Source organism: Paraburkholderia sp., assembly GCF_028283785.1.
Classification (GTDB): Bacteria; Pseudomonadota; Gammaproteobacteria; order Burkholderiales; family Burkholderiaceae; genus Paraburkholderia.
In genome coordinates this window covers 852530-870084 of the sequence record NZ_JAPWKB010000019.1, presented here as the reverse complement: position 1 = coordinate 870084, position 17555 = coordinate 852530, and the positions used below count along the sequence as shown (strand labels likewise).

The window sequence follows — 17555 nt, the reverse complement described above, 5'->3', positions numbered from 1 at the left end:
CCAATAAAAAGGACGGCGCGTATTGCACGCGCCGTCCTGTGTACTACGTCGAAACACCGCTCGACACGGCGCGATTCACATTGCTCGCGCGGCGCTCGCGATCACGGCTCCAGATTCAGTTCCTGAATCTTGCGCGTAATCGTATTGCGACCGATGCCCAACCGCTCCGCCGCTTCGACCTTGCGGCCGCGCGTGAAATCGAGCGCCTCGCGGATCACCGCGGCTTCGAAGCGTCGCGCAAGTTCGTCCATCACGTCGGCGGCGTTTTCACGCAGCATCCGCGCGACTTCGGTGCGCAACCCGCCTTCCCACGCGCTGACCGGCGACGTCGTCGGTGCGCCGGGTGCCGCGCCGGCTGCTTGCGCCGGATTGCCGTTGGCCGGTTGACCGTTGCCGCCATTGGCGGACAGCGAGCCGTTGGCGCTCGTGCCGTCGCCGGAACCGCCGTTGCCGACTCCGAGCAGATCGGCGCTGCCGCCTTCGGCCGGGCCGAGATCCGGCGGCAGATCCTTGATCTCGATGGTCTGCGCCGGCGCCATCACCGTCAGCCAGTTCGCGAGATTTTCGAGCTGGCGCACGTTGCCCGGGAACGGCAGCGTCGCCATATGCGCAAGCGCTTCGTCCGACACGCGCTTGGGTTCGACACCGAGATCGCGCGCGCTCTTTTGCAGGAAGTGACGCGCCAGCAAAGGAATGTCTTCGCTACGTTCGCGCAGCGCAGGCAGACGCAGCCGGATCACGTTCAGACGGTGATACAAGTCTTCCCGGAACAGGCCCTGCCGCACCCGCGCCTCGAGCGCCTGGTGCGTCGCCGCGATCACGCGAACGTTCGCACGCAACGGGTTGTGACCGCCGACACGATAGAACTGCCCGTCCGACAGCACACGCAGCAAACGCGTTTGCAGATCGAACGGCATGTCGCCGATTTCGTCGAGAAACAGCGTGCCGTTCTCCGCCTGCTCGAAGCGGCCCTGACGCATGGCCTGCGCGCCGGTGAACGCGCCGCGCTCATGGCCGAACAGTTCGGATTCGAGCAGGTCTTTCGGAATCGCGGCGGTGTTCAGCGCGATAAACGGACCGTTCGCGCGTGGGCTATGTCGGTGCAACGCACGCGCGACCAGTTCCTTGCCGGTGCCCGATTCGCCGGTAATGAGCACGGTTGCGGAGGAATGCGACAACCGGCCGATCGCGCGAAACATGTCCTGCATCGCGGGCGCCTGGCCGAGCATCTCCGGCGCTTCCGCGGGACGGTCGTCCCACGTCTGCTCGCCGCGCATGCTTTCATCGACCGCGCGACGGATCAGCTCGACCGCCTTGTCGACGTCGAACGGCTTGGCGAGGTATTCGAACGCGCCGCCCTGGAACGCGGCGACCGCGCTGTCCAGATCGGAGAACGCCGTCATGATGATGACGGGCAATCCCGGCAGGCGCTCGCGCACCGTTTGCAGCAACTCGAGGCCCGAGCCGCCCGGCATCCGGATGTCGGACACCAGCACTTGCGGGCTGTCGTGGTCCAGCGCGTTGGACGCCTCGCGCACGTTGGCGAAACTGCGCGTCGCGAAGTTCTCGCGGGCGAGCGCTTTTTCGAGCACCCAGCGGATCGATTGATCGTCGTCTACTATCCAGATCGGCTTCATATGGTCGGCGAAGTCTTTAGGTGCGTTTTTGTGTCAACAAAGTTCAACATCGGCTATTGCAGCTAAACCGTTCAGGTTTCGAGCGGCAGCAAGATCTGAAACTGCGTATGGCCCGGCCGGCTTTCCACTTCGATCAGCCCGTCGTGCTGTTGCACGAAAGTCTGCGCGAGCGTGAGACCCAAACCGCTGCCATCCTCGCGCCCCGAAACGAGCGGATAGAAAATGCGGTCGCGAATCTCGGCCGGAATGCCCGGACCGTTATCAACGATATGCAAGTCCAATGCCAGCTTACATAAGCGTTTCGCAATCGTGATCTTGCGTGCGATCCGCGTGCGCAACTCGATGCGCGCGTCGCCTTGCGAAATGCGTTCGCGCAATGCCTCGGCCGCGTTACGCACGATGTTGAGCACCGCCTGAATCAGTTGTTCCTTGTCGCCGCGCAGATCCGGCACGCTGACGTCGTAGTCGCGCTCGATGGTCAGCCCGCGCGGGAATTCCGCGAGAATCACCGCGCGCACGCGCTCGCAGACTTCGTGAATATTCACGTCGCCGACGATATGCGGATGCCGGTGCGGTTCGAGCAACCGGTCGACCAGCGTTTGCAGCCGGTCCGATTCCTTGATGATGACTTGCGTGTATTCGCGCAACTCGTCGCGCTCACGCTCGCCGAGTTCGAATTCGAGCAATTGCGCCGCGCCGCGAATGCCGCCGAGCGGATTCTTGATTTCGTGCGCGAGATTGCGGATCAGTTGCTTGTTGACCGCAGTGAGATCGTTGATGCGCTCTTCGCGGTCGGTGCGCAGATGGCGCTCGTTCTCGAACAGTTCAAGCAGCACGTAATCCTGCGCGCTGTCCAGATAGCCGACGATCGCGTGCACATGCAGCGGTTCGCGGCCCGCGCGTTGCAGCACGGCATCGACGTGCGTGGCATGAAAGCGGTGCTCGACGATCGAGCCGATAGTCTTCAGCAGTTCGTCCGCATTCGTGAAGATGTCGGTCCACGCCATTTGCGTCAGTTGCCGGCGCGACAGCTCCAGCATCGCCTCCGCGGACGGATTCGCGAACGCGACCCGCAGCGTGCGTTTTTCCAGTACGAGAACGACAGTCGGCAATGCCTCGAAACCCGGCAGCAAACCGGAATCGACGAGCTGCGCGTCACTCGACAGCGGCTCGGCATGCCCTCTTTTTGCCTTGATCAGATTCTTCAGAACCATCTTGCCGTGTGTTCGCCCTTTGAGATGGTGATAAAGGAGCCAGCGCCAGATAAGACCGATTGACGTTGGAGCGTCACTGCGCTGTCTGCGGCTCAACGAAAAAGGGACGGCGCCGCCGTCCCTTCGTGACCCGTTATCCGGTCGATTGCGAGCGTCGGACGCGCGCTTCGCCGTTCACGAAGCCACGCGCCGTCGCCGGTTACAGCGAGTAGTACATTTCGAATTCGATCGGGTGCACCGACTGACGATAGCGTTGCAGTTCGCCCGTCTTCAGTTCGATGTACGCGTCGAGCATCGAATCCGTGAACACGCCACCGCGCGTCAGGAACTCACGATCCGCGTCGAGTGCGTCGAGCGCCTGGTCGAGGCCGGCACACACGGTCGGGATCTTTGCATCCTCTTCCGGCGGCAGGTCGTACAGGTTCTTGTCGGCAGCTTCGCCCGGGTGGATCTTGTTCTGCACGCCGTCCAGACCTGCCATCATCAGTGCCGAGAAGCACAGATACGGGTTGGCCATCGGATCCGGGAAGCGCGTTTCGATACGGCGGCCCTTCGGATTCGGCACGTGCGGAATGCGGATCGAAGCCGAACGGTTGCGTGCCGAGTAAGCCAGCTTGACCGGTGCTTCGAAGTGCGGCACGAGACGCTTGTACGAGTTCGTCGACGGATTCGTGATGGCGTTCAGCGCGCGAGCGTGCTTGATGATGCCGCCGATGTAGAACAGCGCGAATTCCGACAGACCTGCGTAACCGTTGCCTGCGAACAGGTTCTGGCCGTCTTTCCAGATCGACTGGTGAACGTGCATGCCCGAACCGTTATCGCCGACGATCGGCTTCGGCATGAACGTTGCCGTCTTGCCGTACGTGTGCGCCACGTTGTGGATGATGTACTTCATCTGTTGCAGCCAGTCGGCGCGCTGAACCAGCGTCGAGAACTTCGTGCCGATTTCGTTCTGGCCTTGACCTGCCACTTCGTGGTGATGCACTTCGACCGGGATGCCGATCTGTTCGAGCAGCAGACACATTTCCGAACGGATGTCCTGGAACGTGTCGACCGGAGCGACCGGGAAGTAGCCGCCCTTCGTGCCCGGACGGTGGCCGGTGTTGCCGCCTTCGAAGTCCATCGACGACGACCACGGTGCTTCTTCCGAACCGATCTTGACGAACGTGCCCGACTGGTCCGTGTTCCACTTGACCGAGTCGAAAATGAAGAATTCGGGTTCCGGGCCGAAGAATGCCGTGTCGCCGAGGCCCGTGCTCTTCAGATAGGCTTCAGCGCGCTTTGCCAGCGAGCGCGGGTCGCGCTCGTAGCCCTTGCCGTCAGCCGGTTCGACGACGTCGCAAGTCAGCACGAGGGTGGATTCTTCGTAGAACGGGTCGATGAAAGCCGTGTCTGCGTCCGGAACCAGCAGCATGTCCGAGGCTTCGATGCCTTTCCAGCCGGCGATCGACGAACCGTCAAATGCATGGCCGCTTTCAAACTTGTCTTCTTCGAATGCCGACACCGGCACCGAAACGTGTTGTTCTTTGCCGCGCGTGTCGGTGAAACGGAAGTCGACAAACTTGACGTCCTCGTCCTTGACGAGTTGCATGACGTCGGCCACGGATTTACTCATAACCTATCTCCTGATTAACGAATTCGGCGGATGGTGCCGCCGCCCCAATCTAGCTGACCTGCCCCTGCACGTCCACCTTGGCGGCGGTCGAAAACGGTGACTGAATCGATCGGAACCTCTAAAGCAGTTTTTGTGCCAAGTATGCGCCAATCCGGCGCAGCCCCTTTTTCCACGCGCATTCACGGGGAATTCCCGGATACGCGCTGGCGCAGCGACACGGTTTGATGCGACGCAAAAGCACCATAAGCGTGCAGAGCGCAAATACGAACCGGATCGATGTTTCACTATGGTGCATTATCGCGCATTTGCACCACAATGATACATCGCCGTTTCATCCGGATTCGCGTTTCGTGGAAGCGTCCGGCTGCCCCCCGCGTCGCCGGGCCGCCGCGCTAGAATGTTCATTTGCCCCGAGGAGAGATGCCGTCATGAGTACGCTCGAACAGTTGTATGCCCAGGCGGAAAAACGTCGCGCCGACAACCAGTTGCCCTACGCGGGCGCGGTGTCGCCGGCCGAGGCCTTCGAGCTTCTCCAACTCGACCCGCGTGTGCGCCTGATCGACGTGCGCACGCGCGCCGAACTCGATTGGGTCGGGCGTCCGGTGATCGGCGACGGCCAGTACGTGCATATCGAATGGACGCGTTACCCGGGCGCGGTGCCGAATCAGGACTTCATCCGGCAACTGGCCGAATCCGCCACGCCGGATACACCGGTGCTGTTCCTGTGCCGCAGCGCCGCGCGCTCGAAGCTGGCTGCGATCGCCGCGACCCAGGCGGGCTTCACGCACGCGTACGACCTGCTGGAAGGCTTCGAAGGCGACAAGGACGGTCAGGGCCATCGGAAGACGGTAACGGGCTGGTGCCATCGCGGTTTGCCGTGGATCGGCGCCTGACGCGACAATCCGTGAGAGCAAGATAGAAAACGGGCGCTGTAGCGCCCGTTTTTCATGGTGATCCGGTTCGCGTCAGCGAACGCAACGCGTGGATTACGTCAGCTGTTCGCCCGACACCGCGCCCGGTTCGACGATATCGCCGCCCAGCAGATGCACGCCTTCGCGCAGCTTCACGAACGCCGCCGCGACCGCTTCCGGCTCGCCTTTCACACCGAGATCGATATGCCGGCGCGCATACACGCCGCCCCGCTCCGCATCGCCGACGCTCGGCAGACTGAACACGCGCACGCCCGGAAAATCGTGTTCGATCTTCTCCATCAACGGCGTCAACGTCGATTCCGCCAGTTCGAACACCAGCAGCGATTTTTCCGCGTGCGGCATCGCGTGATGCAGATGCGCGTATTTCGTATCCAGCACCCATTCGATCATCGGCCACGCCATCACTGGAAAGCCCGGCACGAAATGATGATCGGCGACCGAAAAGCCCGGAATCTTGTTGTAGCCGTTCGGGATGACCGACGCCCCTTGCGGGTACGTGCCCATATTCAGCCGGTGCAGATTTTCCGGCGAATTCAGATCGATCGGCGACGGCGAACTGGCCGGATGCATGTCGCGAATCCGTTCCTGAATCAGCGCCGCGGCTTCCGGATGAAGCTCCAGCGGCACGCCCAGCGCGGCCGCCGCGCATTGGCGGGTGTGATCGTCCGGCGTCGCGCCGATACCGCCCGTCGAAAATACGATGTCGCCCGACGCGAACGTGCGTCGCAGCGTGTTGGTGATCCGCTCCGGATCGTCGCCGATGTATTCGGCCCAGCCCAGCGACAAGCCGCGTGCGCTCAGCAGCTCGATGACTTTCGGCAGATGCTTGTCGATGCGTCTGCCCGACAGGATTTCGTCGCCGATGATGATGACGCCAAATGCCATTGCCGCCTCTCCTTGTTATCTGTCAGTGTGAGGATGTTGTCGTGTCGGATCTAACCGCATGACTGTCAGTAGACGACCGGCACCGTGCGAGGCGCATCGTGCTCGTGCGCGCGCATTCGCTGCAACGCGCGCAGACAGTAATTGCCGAACCACAACGCCGAAAATACGAGGATGAACGCGTAGATCCAGATCGTCACCGCCGTGACGACCGGGAACAGCACGACCATCCAGACCGACGACGCCCACAGCAGCGTCGGCAGCGAGCCGAGCAAACCGCTTGCGACGCCGATCGCGAGCAAAGGCCACCGGTAACGCCGCACCAGCGCGCGCCGCTCGTCGACGCTGGCGTGCAACGCGAGCGCGTCGTAAGTCATCACGCGATACGTGAGCCAGCCCCACAACAGCGGCGGAATCAGCGCGAAAAACGGCGGAATCAGCCATAACGGCAGCGTCACGAACAACAACACGATGCATACCGCCGTGGTCCACAGCGAATGCCCGAGGCTACCGTACCACGTTCCGCCGCGCCGCATTTCCAGACCGGCAAACTGCCGCGCGGCCAGATGACGGACCACGCCGGGCATCGACAGCGTGGCGATCAGCAGCAGGATCGACACGACGATCAGCGGGATCGCGACGGCCACCACGATAAACGGCGCGAGCGCGACATGAAGCGCGGAAAAACCGACCCAGTCGAACAGCCGGTACAAGGTCAGCGTCAGCGGCCAGCCTTCGAGCCAGATGCGGGTCGCGCCGATCAGCGTCTGCCACGAAAACCACAGGATGACACCCCACACAACCGATGCCGCGAAAAACGGCATGAAGGTGAGCCAAAGCATGCGCGGGTGGAGCGCACTGGCCAGCGCGCGCCCAAACGAGCGCAACAGATCATTCATGCGAGCAATTGGAGTAATTGAAACGTTAGGACCGGTCACGCGGACGATCGTGCGACAGACGCGCACGTCGCAATGCAACGCGACCGGCAGACGTGAACAGCATAAACCACGACGCATGATGACGGCGAGCACCGCGCCGCCGATTGACGAAGCCGGGCGGCGTGTCGCGAGAGGATGCGGGGTTGGTGCGATGCGGCGGAGGACGCCGGCGAGGTGTGGGTGAAACGCGGAAGTTGCGGTGGTACGTGTGATACGTGTGAGTTGTGCGAGTCGCAATTGAGCGAGGCGTCATGCCCCGCCGCCCGATGCGAATCGCGCTTTACACGCGCGCGGTGTCGCTGCCCGCCGAGCGACGCTTCGGCGCGAGCCGTGCCGCAATCCGCACCAGCGCGAGCCAATGTTGCGCCCAGAAACCATCGCCGTAACGACGACCATCGCGTTGATCGGCGATGCCGGTCGGCTCCATATCGCGAACCCACGACACGCTCCGGAACAGCATGTCCCACCACGGAAACAGAACGCCGAAGTTGCAGCCGTACTGCATGCCTTCCGCGGGGATATCGATTGCATGGTGACGGCGATGGAACGTCGGACTCACCAGCAAACGCTCGCCCAGCCAGCCGAAGTGCATGCGGATATTCGCATGCTGCACGCTTTGCGCGAGATTCGTGATCGCGACCAGCACGACGAACTGCGACGGCGGCACGCCGATAACCAGCGCGATGGTGGCGAAGTAACATGCTTGCAGCAGATCGTCGAGCAGGTGATTCCGGTCGTCCGACCACAGCGACATCTGACGCTGACTGTGATGCACTGCGTGCAACTCCCACCACACGCCGACCCGATGTTCCCACCGGTGATACCAGTAACCGGCGAAATCGAGCACCAGCAGGTACATCACGAACGTGACCAGCGGCTGTGTAGTGACGCCGGGCCACAGATTGTCGAATTCGATATTGGCGATATTGTGCAGACGCAGCCAGCTTTGCACGGTGTCGAACAACGGCTGCATCGCGAAGAAGAAGAACAGGTTCAGAATGCCGAGCTTCGCGATCCACGTATAGATCACATCGACCCGCACCGCCTTGCGGTTTTCCCACTTCTCGACCGGGCGAAGCGCTTCGAGCGGACGCAGCACCGCGTACATCGTCACCACTTCCAGCACACCGACGATCACCCAGTACAGGCTGTCGTACGTGTCTTCGTCGTAGCCCATCAGATCGAAGCGGAACAGCAACGGCTGCACCACGTCGACGTACAGCAGTGTTTGCACTGCTGAAACGAAGTTGTCTAGCGACGAAAAAATCAGATGGAACATGGTGCTCGCTTCACTGCGTGATCGTGATCGTATTGCCCGGCGCCAGGATCAGGCGCCGTTCGGTGCCATAACCGGCGCGCGGTTGAAGAAGTAGATGCCATGCGGCGAACGGCCGACGGCGATCGTTTGAATCAGCTTACGCGTGTTCAGGTCGATGATACCGATATGTTTTGCGAAGCGGAACGTGACCCACAGATACCGCTTGTCGGCCGACAGTTCCATGTCGTCCGGGCCCGGCATCAGACCGGTGATGTCGCCGACGTTGGTCAGCGATTCTTCGTCGATGATGCTGATGGTGCTGGCCATGCGGTTCGACACGACGACGTGCTTGCCGTCGGCGAGCGAACGGAAATTGTGCGCGCCGTTACCGGTGTGGATGGTCTTGACGACCTTCTGCGCACGCCAGTCGACGACCGCCACGTAATCCGCGCCAGTCATGCCGACGAGCAGATATTTCTCGCCGGGCGTCATCCACAAACCGGCGGGCACCTTGCCGACCTTCATCTTCCACTTCACCTGCTGCGTGGCGAGATCGACCGCGGCGAGTTCACCCGAAACCTGCAACGTGACGAATACCGTCTTGCTGTCGTTCGTGAATGCCATGTGACTCGGCATCACGGCCAGCGGCAGACGGCTGGCAAGCGTCATGTTCTTGCCGTCGAAGTGATAGACGTCGAGCCGGTCGAGACGAAGACCCGTGGTCACCATCCATTTGCGGTCCGGCGAAAAGCCGATCTGATACGGATCTTCGATGTTCTCGACCCAGCGTTGCACCTTGCCGGTTTTCGGATCGACGAACATCAGATTGTTGGACACCGAATTGGCGACGATCAACGAACTGTTGTCAGGCGTGGCCATCAGATGATGCGGCTCCTTGCCGGTCGGCACCGTGCCGACGACCTCACGCGTTGCCTCGTCGATCAGGCTAAGTGTTGCCTCGCCGGAATTCAGCACGATCACGTTATTCGCGTGCGCGGCGGGGGAAAAGAAGCCTGTTGCCGCGACCACTGCTGCGCTTGCCAGGAAAGTGCCGGTCAGACCGGAGAGGGAAAAATTGCGCATGAAAACTCACATCGGAGAACGTGCACCATTGTAAACCGTTTGCGAGCGCGCCAAGCTTGACTTAAATCGCTGAAAACCCTGCCAGTTCAAACGTTTGAACACTGCAACGGCAAGCCGGGAACGGCACTCCGACAGGTGGACTTATCCGGATGGCCAACGGCCGTCATGTTGCATTTTCGCCAAACGTGCGGATTCCTATAAAAATCGCATCACGCGACGAATCTCCGCGTCACAACGGAATAATCCTAATGCACCACGGTTTTCAAGCGCGGTTATAAGCATTCCCCAGACACCGATACCGTTAAATCAGCAATTTCAAAAAGCCACTCTTATAAAACGAGGTCAAAGCCCTATTGAATTCCTGTCTGCGCTACACGCTTTAAGAATGAAAAGAATGTTCAAAAAATGGCCCATTCGATTTTAAGAATTTGCCCATCAACGCTGCCGCCGCGATTCACGAGAATCTGCCTGATCCTCACCCAAGTTCTAAACACAGCGGGTCGCTACCGGACGCACCGAACCGCGCAACGTCGCGTCATGGCCATTGATTCGTCGGCCATGACGCAGGCCTGGCGCGATAAAACGTGGCGCATCGTCGGCACTCGCATCTGCATCACGCGGAGCCCTAAAAATAATGAACAGAAATCGCAAATCGTTTTGGAATCAGGCTATCGGGAATCCGGTAAAACCGGCAGGAACCATCCGATCGGCGCGTTCGCCATCCAGAGCGGGGACATTACGCAGACACGCCGCAGCACGGGCGATCGTCTCAGGCGCCACCTTGATCGGCGGCATGGCGGCAGCGCATGCGGGCACGCCGGGCACAGCCGACCGGTATCTCGATGTCGGCGCGGGCAGTTCGGGCGCCTCACCGGCAATCGCCTCCGGCGCCGACGCGCTGGCGGTCGGGAACCGCGCATTCGCCGGCGGACAGTTTTCGGTCGTGATCGGCACCGATGCCACCGCGACCACGAATTACGCGACCGTGGTCGGCGGCAACGCGACAGCACAATCGGCGGGAAGCGCATTCGGTTACGGGTCTCTCGCCGAATTCGGCGGATCCGCTATGGGGCAATTTGCCAACGCCACGTATCACGCCAGCGCATTCGGCGTGAACGCCACGGCAAGCGGTGAATCGGCGGTGGCGGTCGGCTATCAGGCCACCGCGAGCGGCGCATCGGCCATCGCGATCGGCAATACCGCCAAAGCATCGGACGCCACGGCCATCGCGGTCGGATACGGATCGTCCTCGATCGGCGAAGCGTCGGTGGCAATCGGAAAAGGCGCTTACGCCGAGGCGTTCGCAACCGCGGTTGGGGGCTCGGCACGCGCCGCGGGAATGGGCAGCGCATTCGGCCAGCGCGCTAACGCGGCACTGCACGGCGTCGCGGTCGGCTATGCCGCAAACGCGAGCGGCGACAACGCCAGCGCGTTCGGCTATCAGGCTGCGGCGACGCATCTGTTCTCGGTTGCAATCGGCAGCAATGCGAAAGCCGACGGCGACGCGGCCGTTGCGCTGGGTAGCGACGCGCTCGCCGCCGACACCAGCGCCACCGCCGTCGGAACGGCGGCAAACGCGCTCGGCAAACGAAGTATCGCGCTCGGTGCCGGTGCAAGCGCCACAGCCGACAACACCATCGCGCTGGGCTATATGGCAGCGGCAAGCAACGCGTCGGCCATCGCTATCGGCCAGTCGGCGAGTGCGACCAACGACTCCGCGGTTGCAATCGGCAAAGACGCGTCGGCATCGAACGATTTCACCTCGGCGTTCGGTGGTGCATCGAAAGCCACAGGCGTCGCCGCCACCGCAGCCGGCTATCTGGCGGAGGCCGGCGGCTCGTCCGTAGCGGTCGGCTATCAGGCCATCGCGACCTTCCGGGCGAGCGCATTCGGCTACGGTGCAAACGCGGCCGTCGACAGCGCCGCATTCGGTTTCGGTGCGATGGCGTCGGGCAGCAATAGCGTCGCGCTCGGTGCGCAAGCCACGGCGGGCGAACTGGGCAGCGTGGCGATCGGCGACGGCGCAATCGTGCGGGAAGCGCACAGCGTCGCGCTCGGCGCGGGTTCGGTCGCCACGGCGATGACCGGTACCGCGTACCTTCCCGACGCGTCCGCGACCACGGTCGTCAAAGGCGTCGCGGCGATCGGCCAGGTGTCCGTCGGATCGGCAGGCAGCGAACGCCGCGTGACCCATGTAGCCGCCGGCGCCAACGATACCGACGCCGTCAACGTGAGCCAGCTCAAGGCGGTAGCGAGCAAGGCCGACGCAGCGGCCGCGAAGATCGACGGCGCGGTGATGTACGACACCGACTCCGCTGGTACCGTAAACCGCAACAGCATCACGCTCGGTGCCGACACCGGCGCCGGCACGCTGATCCACAACGTCGCCGACGGCATCGGTGCGCATGACGCCGTCAACCTGGGGCAACTGCAAGCGGCCATTTCCGGCGCGGTCAACAACATCACGATTCCGGGCGCGGACCCCTTCCTGAGCGCCGACGGCAATCGTGATACCGAAGCCGCGTCGGCAACGGGCACCTACGCGCTCGCCACCGGCGCGAACGCGGTGGCGGCCGGTACCCATGCCACCGCGATCGGTGCCAATGCTCAAGCCGTAGCCGCCAACGCCACCGCGATCGGTGCCAATGCTCAAGCCGTAGCCGCCAACGCCAGCGCGATCGGCGCTGACGCACACGCTACCGGCGCAAATTCGACCGCACTCGGCGCAAACGCAAACGCAGGCGCGGCCAACGCCGTCGCATTGGGCCAAGGCTCGGTGGCGGATCGCGACGACACGGTGTCGGTCGGTGCGGCGGGACAAGAACGGCAGATCACCCACGTCGCAGCCGGCGTGCAAGGCACCGACGCCGTCAACGTCAATCAGTTGAACCAGAGCACGGCCGGAAGCCAGAGCCTGGCGCACGCGTACACCGACGATCAGATCCGTTCGGCGCGACGCGACGCGTATGGCGGCACCGCCGCGGCGCTCGCCGTCGCCGGTTTGCCGCAGGCGGTTTTGCCCGGTCACGGGATGGTTGCTGTCGCGGCCGGCACCTATGGTGGGCAATCGGCGGTCGCGTTAGGCGTGTCGCAATTGACCGAAACCGGCAAGTGGGCGTTCAAGGCGCAAGGCACCACCAGTTCGCGCGGCGAATTCGGCGCGTCGGTCGGGGCCGGGATGCACTGGTAATTCAGCGTCGGGGAGAAAACGGTCCGCGCGCGTTTAGCGCGCTATTTAGCGTGTTAAACAGCCGTTCAACGCGTCGCGGACGCTTTGCAAAACGGGGTTGCGCGTGAACGCGGATTCGCCCCGCCGTCACCGCTGCATCGACTCCCACACTTTGTACAGACGCTTCACCGAAACCGGCATCGGCGTGCGCAGTTCTTGCGCGAACAGCGAGATCCGCAATTCCTCCAGCAGCCAGCGGAATTCGCCAAGACGCGGATCGAGCACGCCGCCGCGCTGCGCAACCGCACGCTGGTAGTTTTGCAGCAGCGGCTGGAACTCGGCGAACTGTCGCGCGTCGCGCACTGAATCGGCCTTCAGCTTGTCGATTCGCAACGCAATGCCCTTCAGATAGCGCGGGAAATGCGCAAGCTGCGGATACGGCGTGTCCACGACAAAACGCTTGGCGATCAGCGTATCGAGTTGATTTTGCATATCCGCGTGCGCGGCCGTGAACGAGCGCGCCTGTACCAGTTTCTTCGTCACCGTCGCATATTCGGTGAGGATCAGCCCGATCAGCCGCGCGATTTCCTGCGCGAGCAACGTCAAACGGCTGCGGCCTTCGTCGCGACGCGTGTGAAACGACACGTCGTCGTCAGGCAACGGGTCTTGCAGACACGCACGATCCAGCGCGGTATCGATCAACTGATCCCGCAACTCTTCCTGCGTGCCGCGCGGCATGAAATGCATTGCCATTTCGCGCATGCCCGGCAGGTTCTTTTCCAGATACTTGATCGGCTCGCGCAACTGCAACGCAAACAGACGGCGCAAGCCCGCGCGATGAATCCGCGCAGCCTCGTCGGGCGAATCGAACACTTCGACGTCGCAATGCGTGACGCGATCCACCAATGCGGGAAACCCGAACAAGGTCTGGCCGCCGCGCCGGATTTCGAGCAATTCCGGCAATTTGCCGAAGTTCCACGTCGTCAGTTTTTCGTACAACGCGGTCGCCGCACTCCCGTCAGAAGCCTTGGCCGTATGCGGGGCCGACGCGCCATCGCTCGCACGCCCACTTGTTGCCGGCGCTTTTCCGACACTCTCGCCGGACGAATCCGACAACGTCGCACTCGCCGCGATCTTCTGAAAATGCTGCTGCGCCTGGCCGCCCAACTCCGCGCGCAATTGCGCGAGATTGCGTCCCATCGCCAGTTGCCGGCCGTGCTCGTCGATGACCTTGAAGTTCATGAACAGATGCGCCGGCAAGGTCTCCAGCTTGAAGTCGGACTGCTTCATCGCGACTTGCGTCTGTTCGCGAATATCGGCGATCAGCACATCGAGAAAACCGCCTGCGGCAAATCGCGGCCCGCTATGGCGATCGACGAATCCCGCTGCATATTCCGGCAGCGGCACGCAATGACGACGCAGCTTCTGCGGCAAGGACTTCAGCAGCAGTTGCGTCTTCTCTTTCAGCATGCCGGGCACGAGCCATTCGCAGCGTCGTGCATCGACCTGATTGAGCGCGTACAACGGCACGCCGAGCGTGACGCCGTCGCGCGGCGAACCGGGCTCGAAGTGGTAAGTCAGCGCCATTTCGACGCCGGACATCGTCATCCGTTTCGGGAAGAGATCGGTCGTGACGCCGGCCGCTTCGTGCCGCATCAAGTCGTCTCGCGACAGATACAGCAGCTTGAGCTTGTCTTCCGCCTGCCCTGCCTTTTTCACTTCGTCGCGATACCAGCGTTCGAACGACGCGCCCGTGTAGATCCCTTCCGGCAACGCCTGATCGTAGAACGCATAAATCAGGTCGTCGTCGACGAGCACATCCTGGCGACGCGATTTGTGTTCGAGTTGCTCGATATCCGCGAGCAGCTTGCGGTTGTGCGAGAAAAACGCCAGCTTCGTGTCGAATTCACCGTCGACCAGCGCGCCGCGAATAAACAGCTCGCGCGCGCGCGCCGGGTCCTGCTTGCCGAAACTGACGCGCCGCCGATGATAGATCGGCAAACCATACAGAACCGCGCGCTCGAACGCCGACACCTGCGCCGCGCGCTTTTCCCAATGCGGCTCCGACAGCGATTTCTTCAGCAAATGCGCGCCAATCTGCTCGATCCATTCGGGCTCGACCTTCGCGATGCAACGCGCGTACAGGCGACTCGTTTCGACCAGTTCGGCGGCTATCACCCAACGCCCGGCTTTTTTCACCAGCGCCGAACCCGGCCACAGATAAAACTTGATGCCGCGTGCGCCGAGGTAATGCGGCTCGTCGTCGGCTTTCAGACCGATGTTGCCGAGCAAACCCGTCAGCAACGCGAGATGGATCTGCTCGAAGGTCGCTTCCGCTTCGTTGATCCGCCAGCCGTGCTCGCGCACCACCGTCAACAATTGCGAGTGCACGTCGCGCCATTCGCGCAGTCGCAGTTGCGACAAAAAGTTAGCGCGGCATGCATCGTTCAGTTGCTTGTTCGATTTCTTATGCGCAATGGCGTCTTCGAACCATGCCCAGATCCTGATCCACTGTAGGAATTCCGAACGATCATCAGCGAATCGACGATGTGCCTGGTCAGCCTGCTCCTGCGCCTCGATAGGACGATCGCGCGGATCTTGTACGGACAACGCGCTTGCGATGATCAGCACTTCGCGCAACGACTGTTGGTCACGCGCGGCGAGAATCATCCGGCCGACCCGCGGATCGAGCGGCAGGCGCGCGAGTTCGCGGCCGAGCGGCGTCAGCGCGTTGTCGTCATCGACCGCGCCGAGTTCGTTCAGCAACTGGTAGCCGTCCGCAATCGCGCGGCCGGGCGGCGGTTCGATAAACGGAAACGTCTCGATCGCGGTCAGATGCAGCGACTTCATCCGCAGAATCACGGACGCGAGCGACGAACGCAAAATTTCCGGATCGGTAAAGCGCGTGCGGCCCTGGAAATCGCTGTCCTCGTAAAGACGGATGCACACGCCGTCCGCGACCCGGCCGCAGCGTCCGGCGCGCTGATTCGCGGCCGCCTGCGAGATCGACTCGACCTGAAGCTGTTCGACCTTGTTGCGGTACGAGTAGCGCTTGACCCGCGCGAGACCGGTATCCACCACGTAACGGATGCCCGGCACCGTCAGCGAGGTCTCGGCCACATTGGTCGCGAGCACGATACGGCGCGCGTTCGAGATGCGGAACACGCGCTCCTGTTCGGCCGCCGACAGCCGCGCGAACAGCGGCAGAATTTCAGTGTGGGGCGGATGATGCTTGCGCAGCGCTTCGGCGGCATCGCGGATTTCCCGCTCGCCCGGGAGAAAAACGAGCACGTCGCCGGGGCCTTCGCGGCACAGTTCGTCGACCGCGTCGACGATTGCGTCCATCAGGTCGCGGTCGGCTTCGCGCTGGGTTTTCGGGCGCGTGCGATCGGTGTCGCGGCTCGATGTGCCTTCGGCGGCCTTTACCGCCGGGCTGTCTTCCGCGACCGGCCGGTAGCGCACCTCGACCGGATACAGACGGCCGCTGACCTCGATCACCGGCGCGGGCTTTTCGTCGCTGCCGAAATGGCGGGCGAAACGGTCGGCGTCAATGGTCGCCGATGTCACGATCAGCTTCAGATCGGGCCGCTTCGGCAGGATTTCGCGCAGATAGCCGAGCAGAAAATCGATGTTCAGGCTGCGTTCGTGCGCTTCGTCGATGATGATCGTGTCGTAGGCATTCAGCAGCGGATCGGTCTGCGTTTCGGCGAGCAGAATGCCGTCCGTCATCAGCTTCACGGATGCGCCCGGCGACAGGTTGTCGGTGAAACGCACCTTGTAGCCGACCACTTCGCCGAACGGCGTGCCGAGTTCTTCCGCGATCCGCCGACCGGTCGCCGACGCCGCGATCCGGCGCGGTTGCGTGTGACCGATCAAGCCCTTGCCGCCCGTACCGAGGCCGCGACCGAGCGCGAGACAGATCTTCGGCAACTGCGTGGTCTTGCCCGAACCGGTCTCGCCACTGACGATCACCACCTGATTGTTCGCAATCGCAAGAGCGATCTCTTCGCGGCGGCCGGACACCGGCAGCGCTTCGGGGAACGTGATCGGCGGCACCGGATTCGGTGCGATCACGCGGCGTTCGCGCGCGGGTTTCGGTTCACGTGGCGTGGATTCGCGTGGCACGCGCGGGTCGGCGGGTTGCTCCGGCTGCCGACCGGATCCGCCGGCTTTCGAGGTCGCGTCGTCCGGTCGGCCCGGACGGTCGCCGCGCGTCTGGCCAGGCTGCGCTGGCTGGCGCGCCGGATTTCTCGGCGGATTTCCCGTCACATCGCCGGACTTGCGCGGCGGCGGGTTTTGCCGGGCGTCGCCCCGCGCTGCCGGCTGCGTGCTTCCCTCGTTCGGCCGTTGCTTCGGGGCGCGCGTCGGATTTCCCTTCGCAGCAGCGTCCTTCCGGCCATGCGTTTGCCCGTCACGCGGCGCGCCTTTCTGCCGTTCTTCACGGCCGTCCGCAGCCGCATCACCGGCACCCGGCGAAGCAGCGACCGGCGTAGCGGGAGTAGGCGACGTGGTTGGCGTATGCGGCGGCTGTCCGCCCTTGCGTTTTTGCGGCGCGCCTTCCTGCGGCCGCTGCTGAACCAGTTGCTGACGCAGCGCCGCGAGCGGGTTCGCGTTGCTATCCTGCGACGCGCCGCGCGCGGTCTGGTCGCGACCCGCGCCGCCGCCACGCGGCGCAGCGGAGGGACCCGGCGACGCGGCATGCGGCTTTTGCGGCACAGGTGTGTCGCGCGCGTCATCGTGACGCGAGTGTGACGGTTGGCGCTGCGCGTCGTCGGACACGGGTTTCGCGTTCGACGCGGCAGGACTTTTGGGTACGTTCGACATGGG

At 62.9% G+C, this 17555-nt stretch carries 10 protein-coding genes; 2 read left to right on the top strand and 8 right to left on the bottom strand.

Annotated elements, in window-relative coordinates; translation table 11 throughout:
• Nucleotides 1-101: 101 nt before the first annotated feature.
• The 3 genes from ntrC to glnA form a co-directional block, all read right to left on the bottom strand.
• Nucleotides 102-1637: a nitrogen regulation protein NR(I) gene (gene ntrC / locus PW947_RS26195; RefSeq protein WP_299635285.1), complete on the bottom strand. Its 1536-nt coding sequence runs from the start codon at nt 1635-1637 to the stop codon at nt 102-104.
• Between the two features lie 71 nt (nt 1638-1708).
• A complete protein-coding gene (gene glnL / locus PW947_RS26190; RefSeq protein WP_299635284.1) occupies nt 1709-2851 on the bottom strand; it encodes a nitrogen regulation protein NR(II) in 1143 nt (380 codons plus the stop codon).
• Nucleotides 2852-3050: 199 nt separating this feature from the next.
• Nucleotides 3051-4466, bottom strand: a complete 1416-nt coding sequence (glnA, locus tag PW947_RS26185) for a type I glutamate--ammonia ligase (protein ID WP_299635283.1) — start codon at nt 4464-4466, stop codon at nt 3051-3053.
• A 428-nt stretch (nt 4467-4894) separates the two neighbouring features.
• Between glnA and PW947_RS26180 the strand changes: the two genes are divergently transcribed.
• Nucleotides 4895-5359 carry a rhodanese-like domain-containing protein gene (locus PW947_RS26180; RefSeq protein WP_299635282.1) on the top strand — a complete coding sequence of 155 codons (465 nt, stop codon included), beginning with the start codon at nt 4895-4897 and terminating at the stop codon, nt 5357-5359.
• A 93-nt stretch (nt 5360-5452) separates the two neighbouring features.
• Here the strand turns inward: PW947_RS26180 and PW947_RS26175 are convergent, their stop codons facing one another.
• From PW947_RS26175 to PW947_RS26160, 4 genes are all read right to left on the bottom strand, one after another.
• Nucleotides 5453-6283 carry a molybdopterin-binding protein gene (locus PW947_RS26175; RefSeq protein ID WP_299635281.1) on the bottom strand — a complete coding sequence of 277 codons (831 nt, stop codon included), beginning with the start codon at nt 6281-6283 and terminating at the stop codon, nt 5453-5455.
• Nucleotides 6284-6348: 65 nt separating this feature from the next.
• Nucleotides 6349-7179: an EI24 domain-containing protein gene (locus tag PW947_RS26170; RefSeq protein ID WP_299635280.1), complete on the bottom strand. Its 831-nt coding sequence runs from the start codon at nt 7177-7179 to the stop codon at nt 6349-6351.
• Between the two features lie 319 nt (nt 7180-7498).
• Nucleotides 7499-8497 carry a sterol desaturase family protein gene (locus PW947_RS26165; RefSeq protein ID WP_299635279.1) on the bottom strand — a complete coding sequence of 333 codons (999 nt, stop codon included), beginning with the start codon at nt 8495-8497 and terminating at the stop codon, nt 7499-7501.
• 48 nt (nt 8498-8545) lie between these two features.
• The gene (locus PW947_RS26160) at nt 8546-9559 is read right to left on the bottom strand and encodes a beta-propeller fold lactonase family protein (protein WP_299635278.1); all 1014 of its coding nucleotides are present in this window, start codon (nt 9557-9559) and stop codon (nt 8546-8548) included.
• Nucleotides 9560-10352: 793 nt separating this feature from the next.
• Between PW947_RS26160 and PW947_RS26155 the strand changes: the two genes are divergently transcribed.
• Nucleotides 10353-12749: a YadA-like family protein gene (locus PW947_RS26155; protein WP_299635277.1), complete on the top strand. Its 2397-nt coding sequence runs from the start codon at nt 10353-10355 to the stop codon at nt 12747-12749.
• Nucleotides 12750-12875: 126 nt separating this feature from the next.
• Here the strand turns inward: PW947_RS26155 and hrpA are convergent, their stop codons facing one another.
• Nucleotides 12876-17552 carry an ATP-dependent RNA helicase HrpA gene (gene hrpA, locus PW947_RS26150; RefSeq protein WP_299635276.1) on the bottom strand — a complete coding sequence of 1559 codons (4677 nt, stop codon included), beginning with the start codon at nt 17550-17552 and terminating at the stop codon, nt 12876-12878.
• Between the last annotated feature and the right edge of the window lie 3 nt (nt 17553-17555).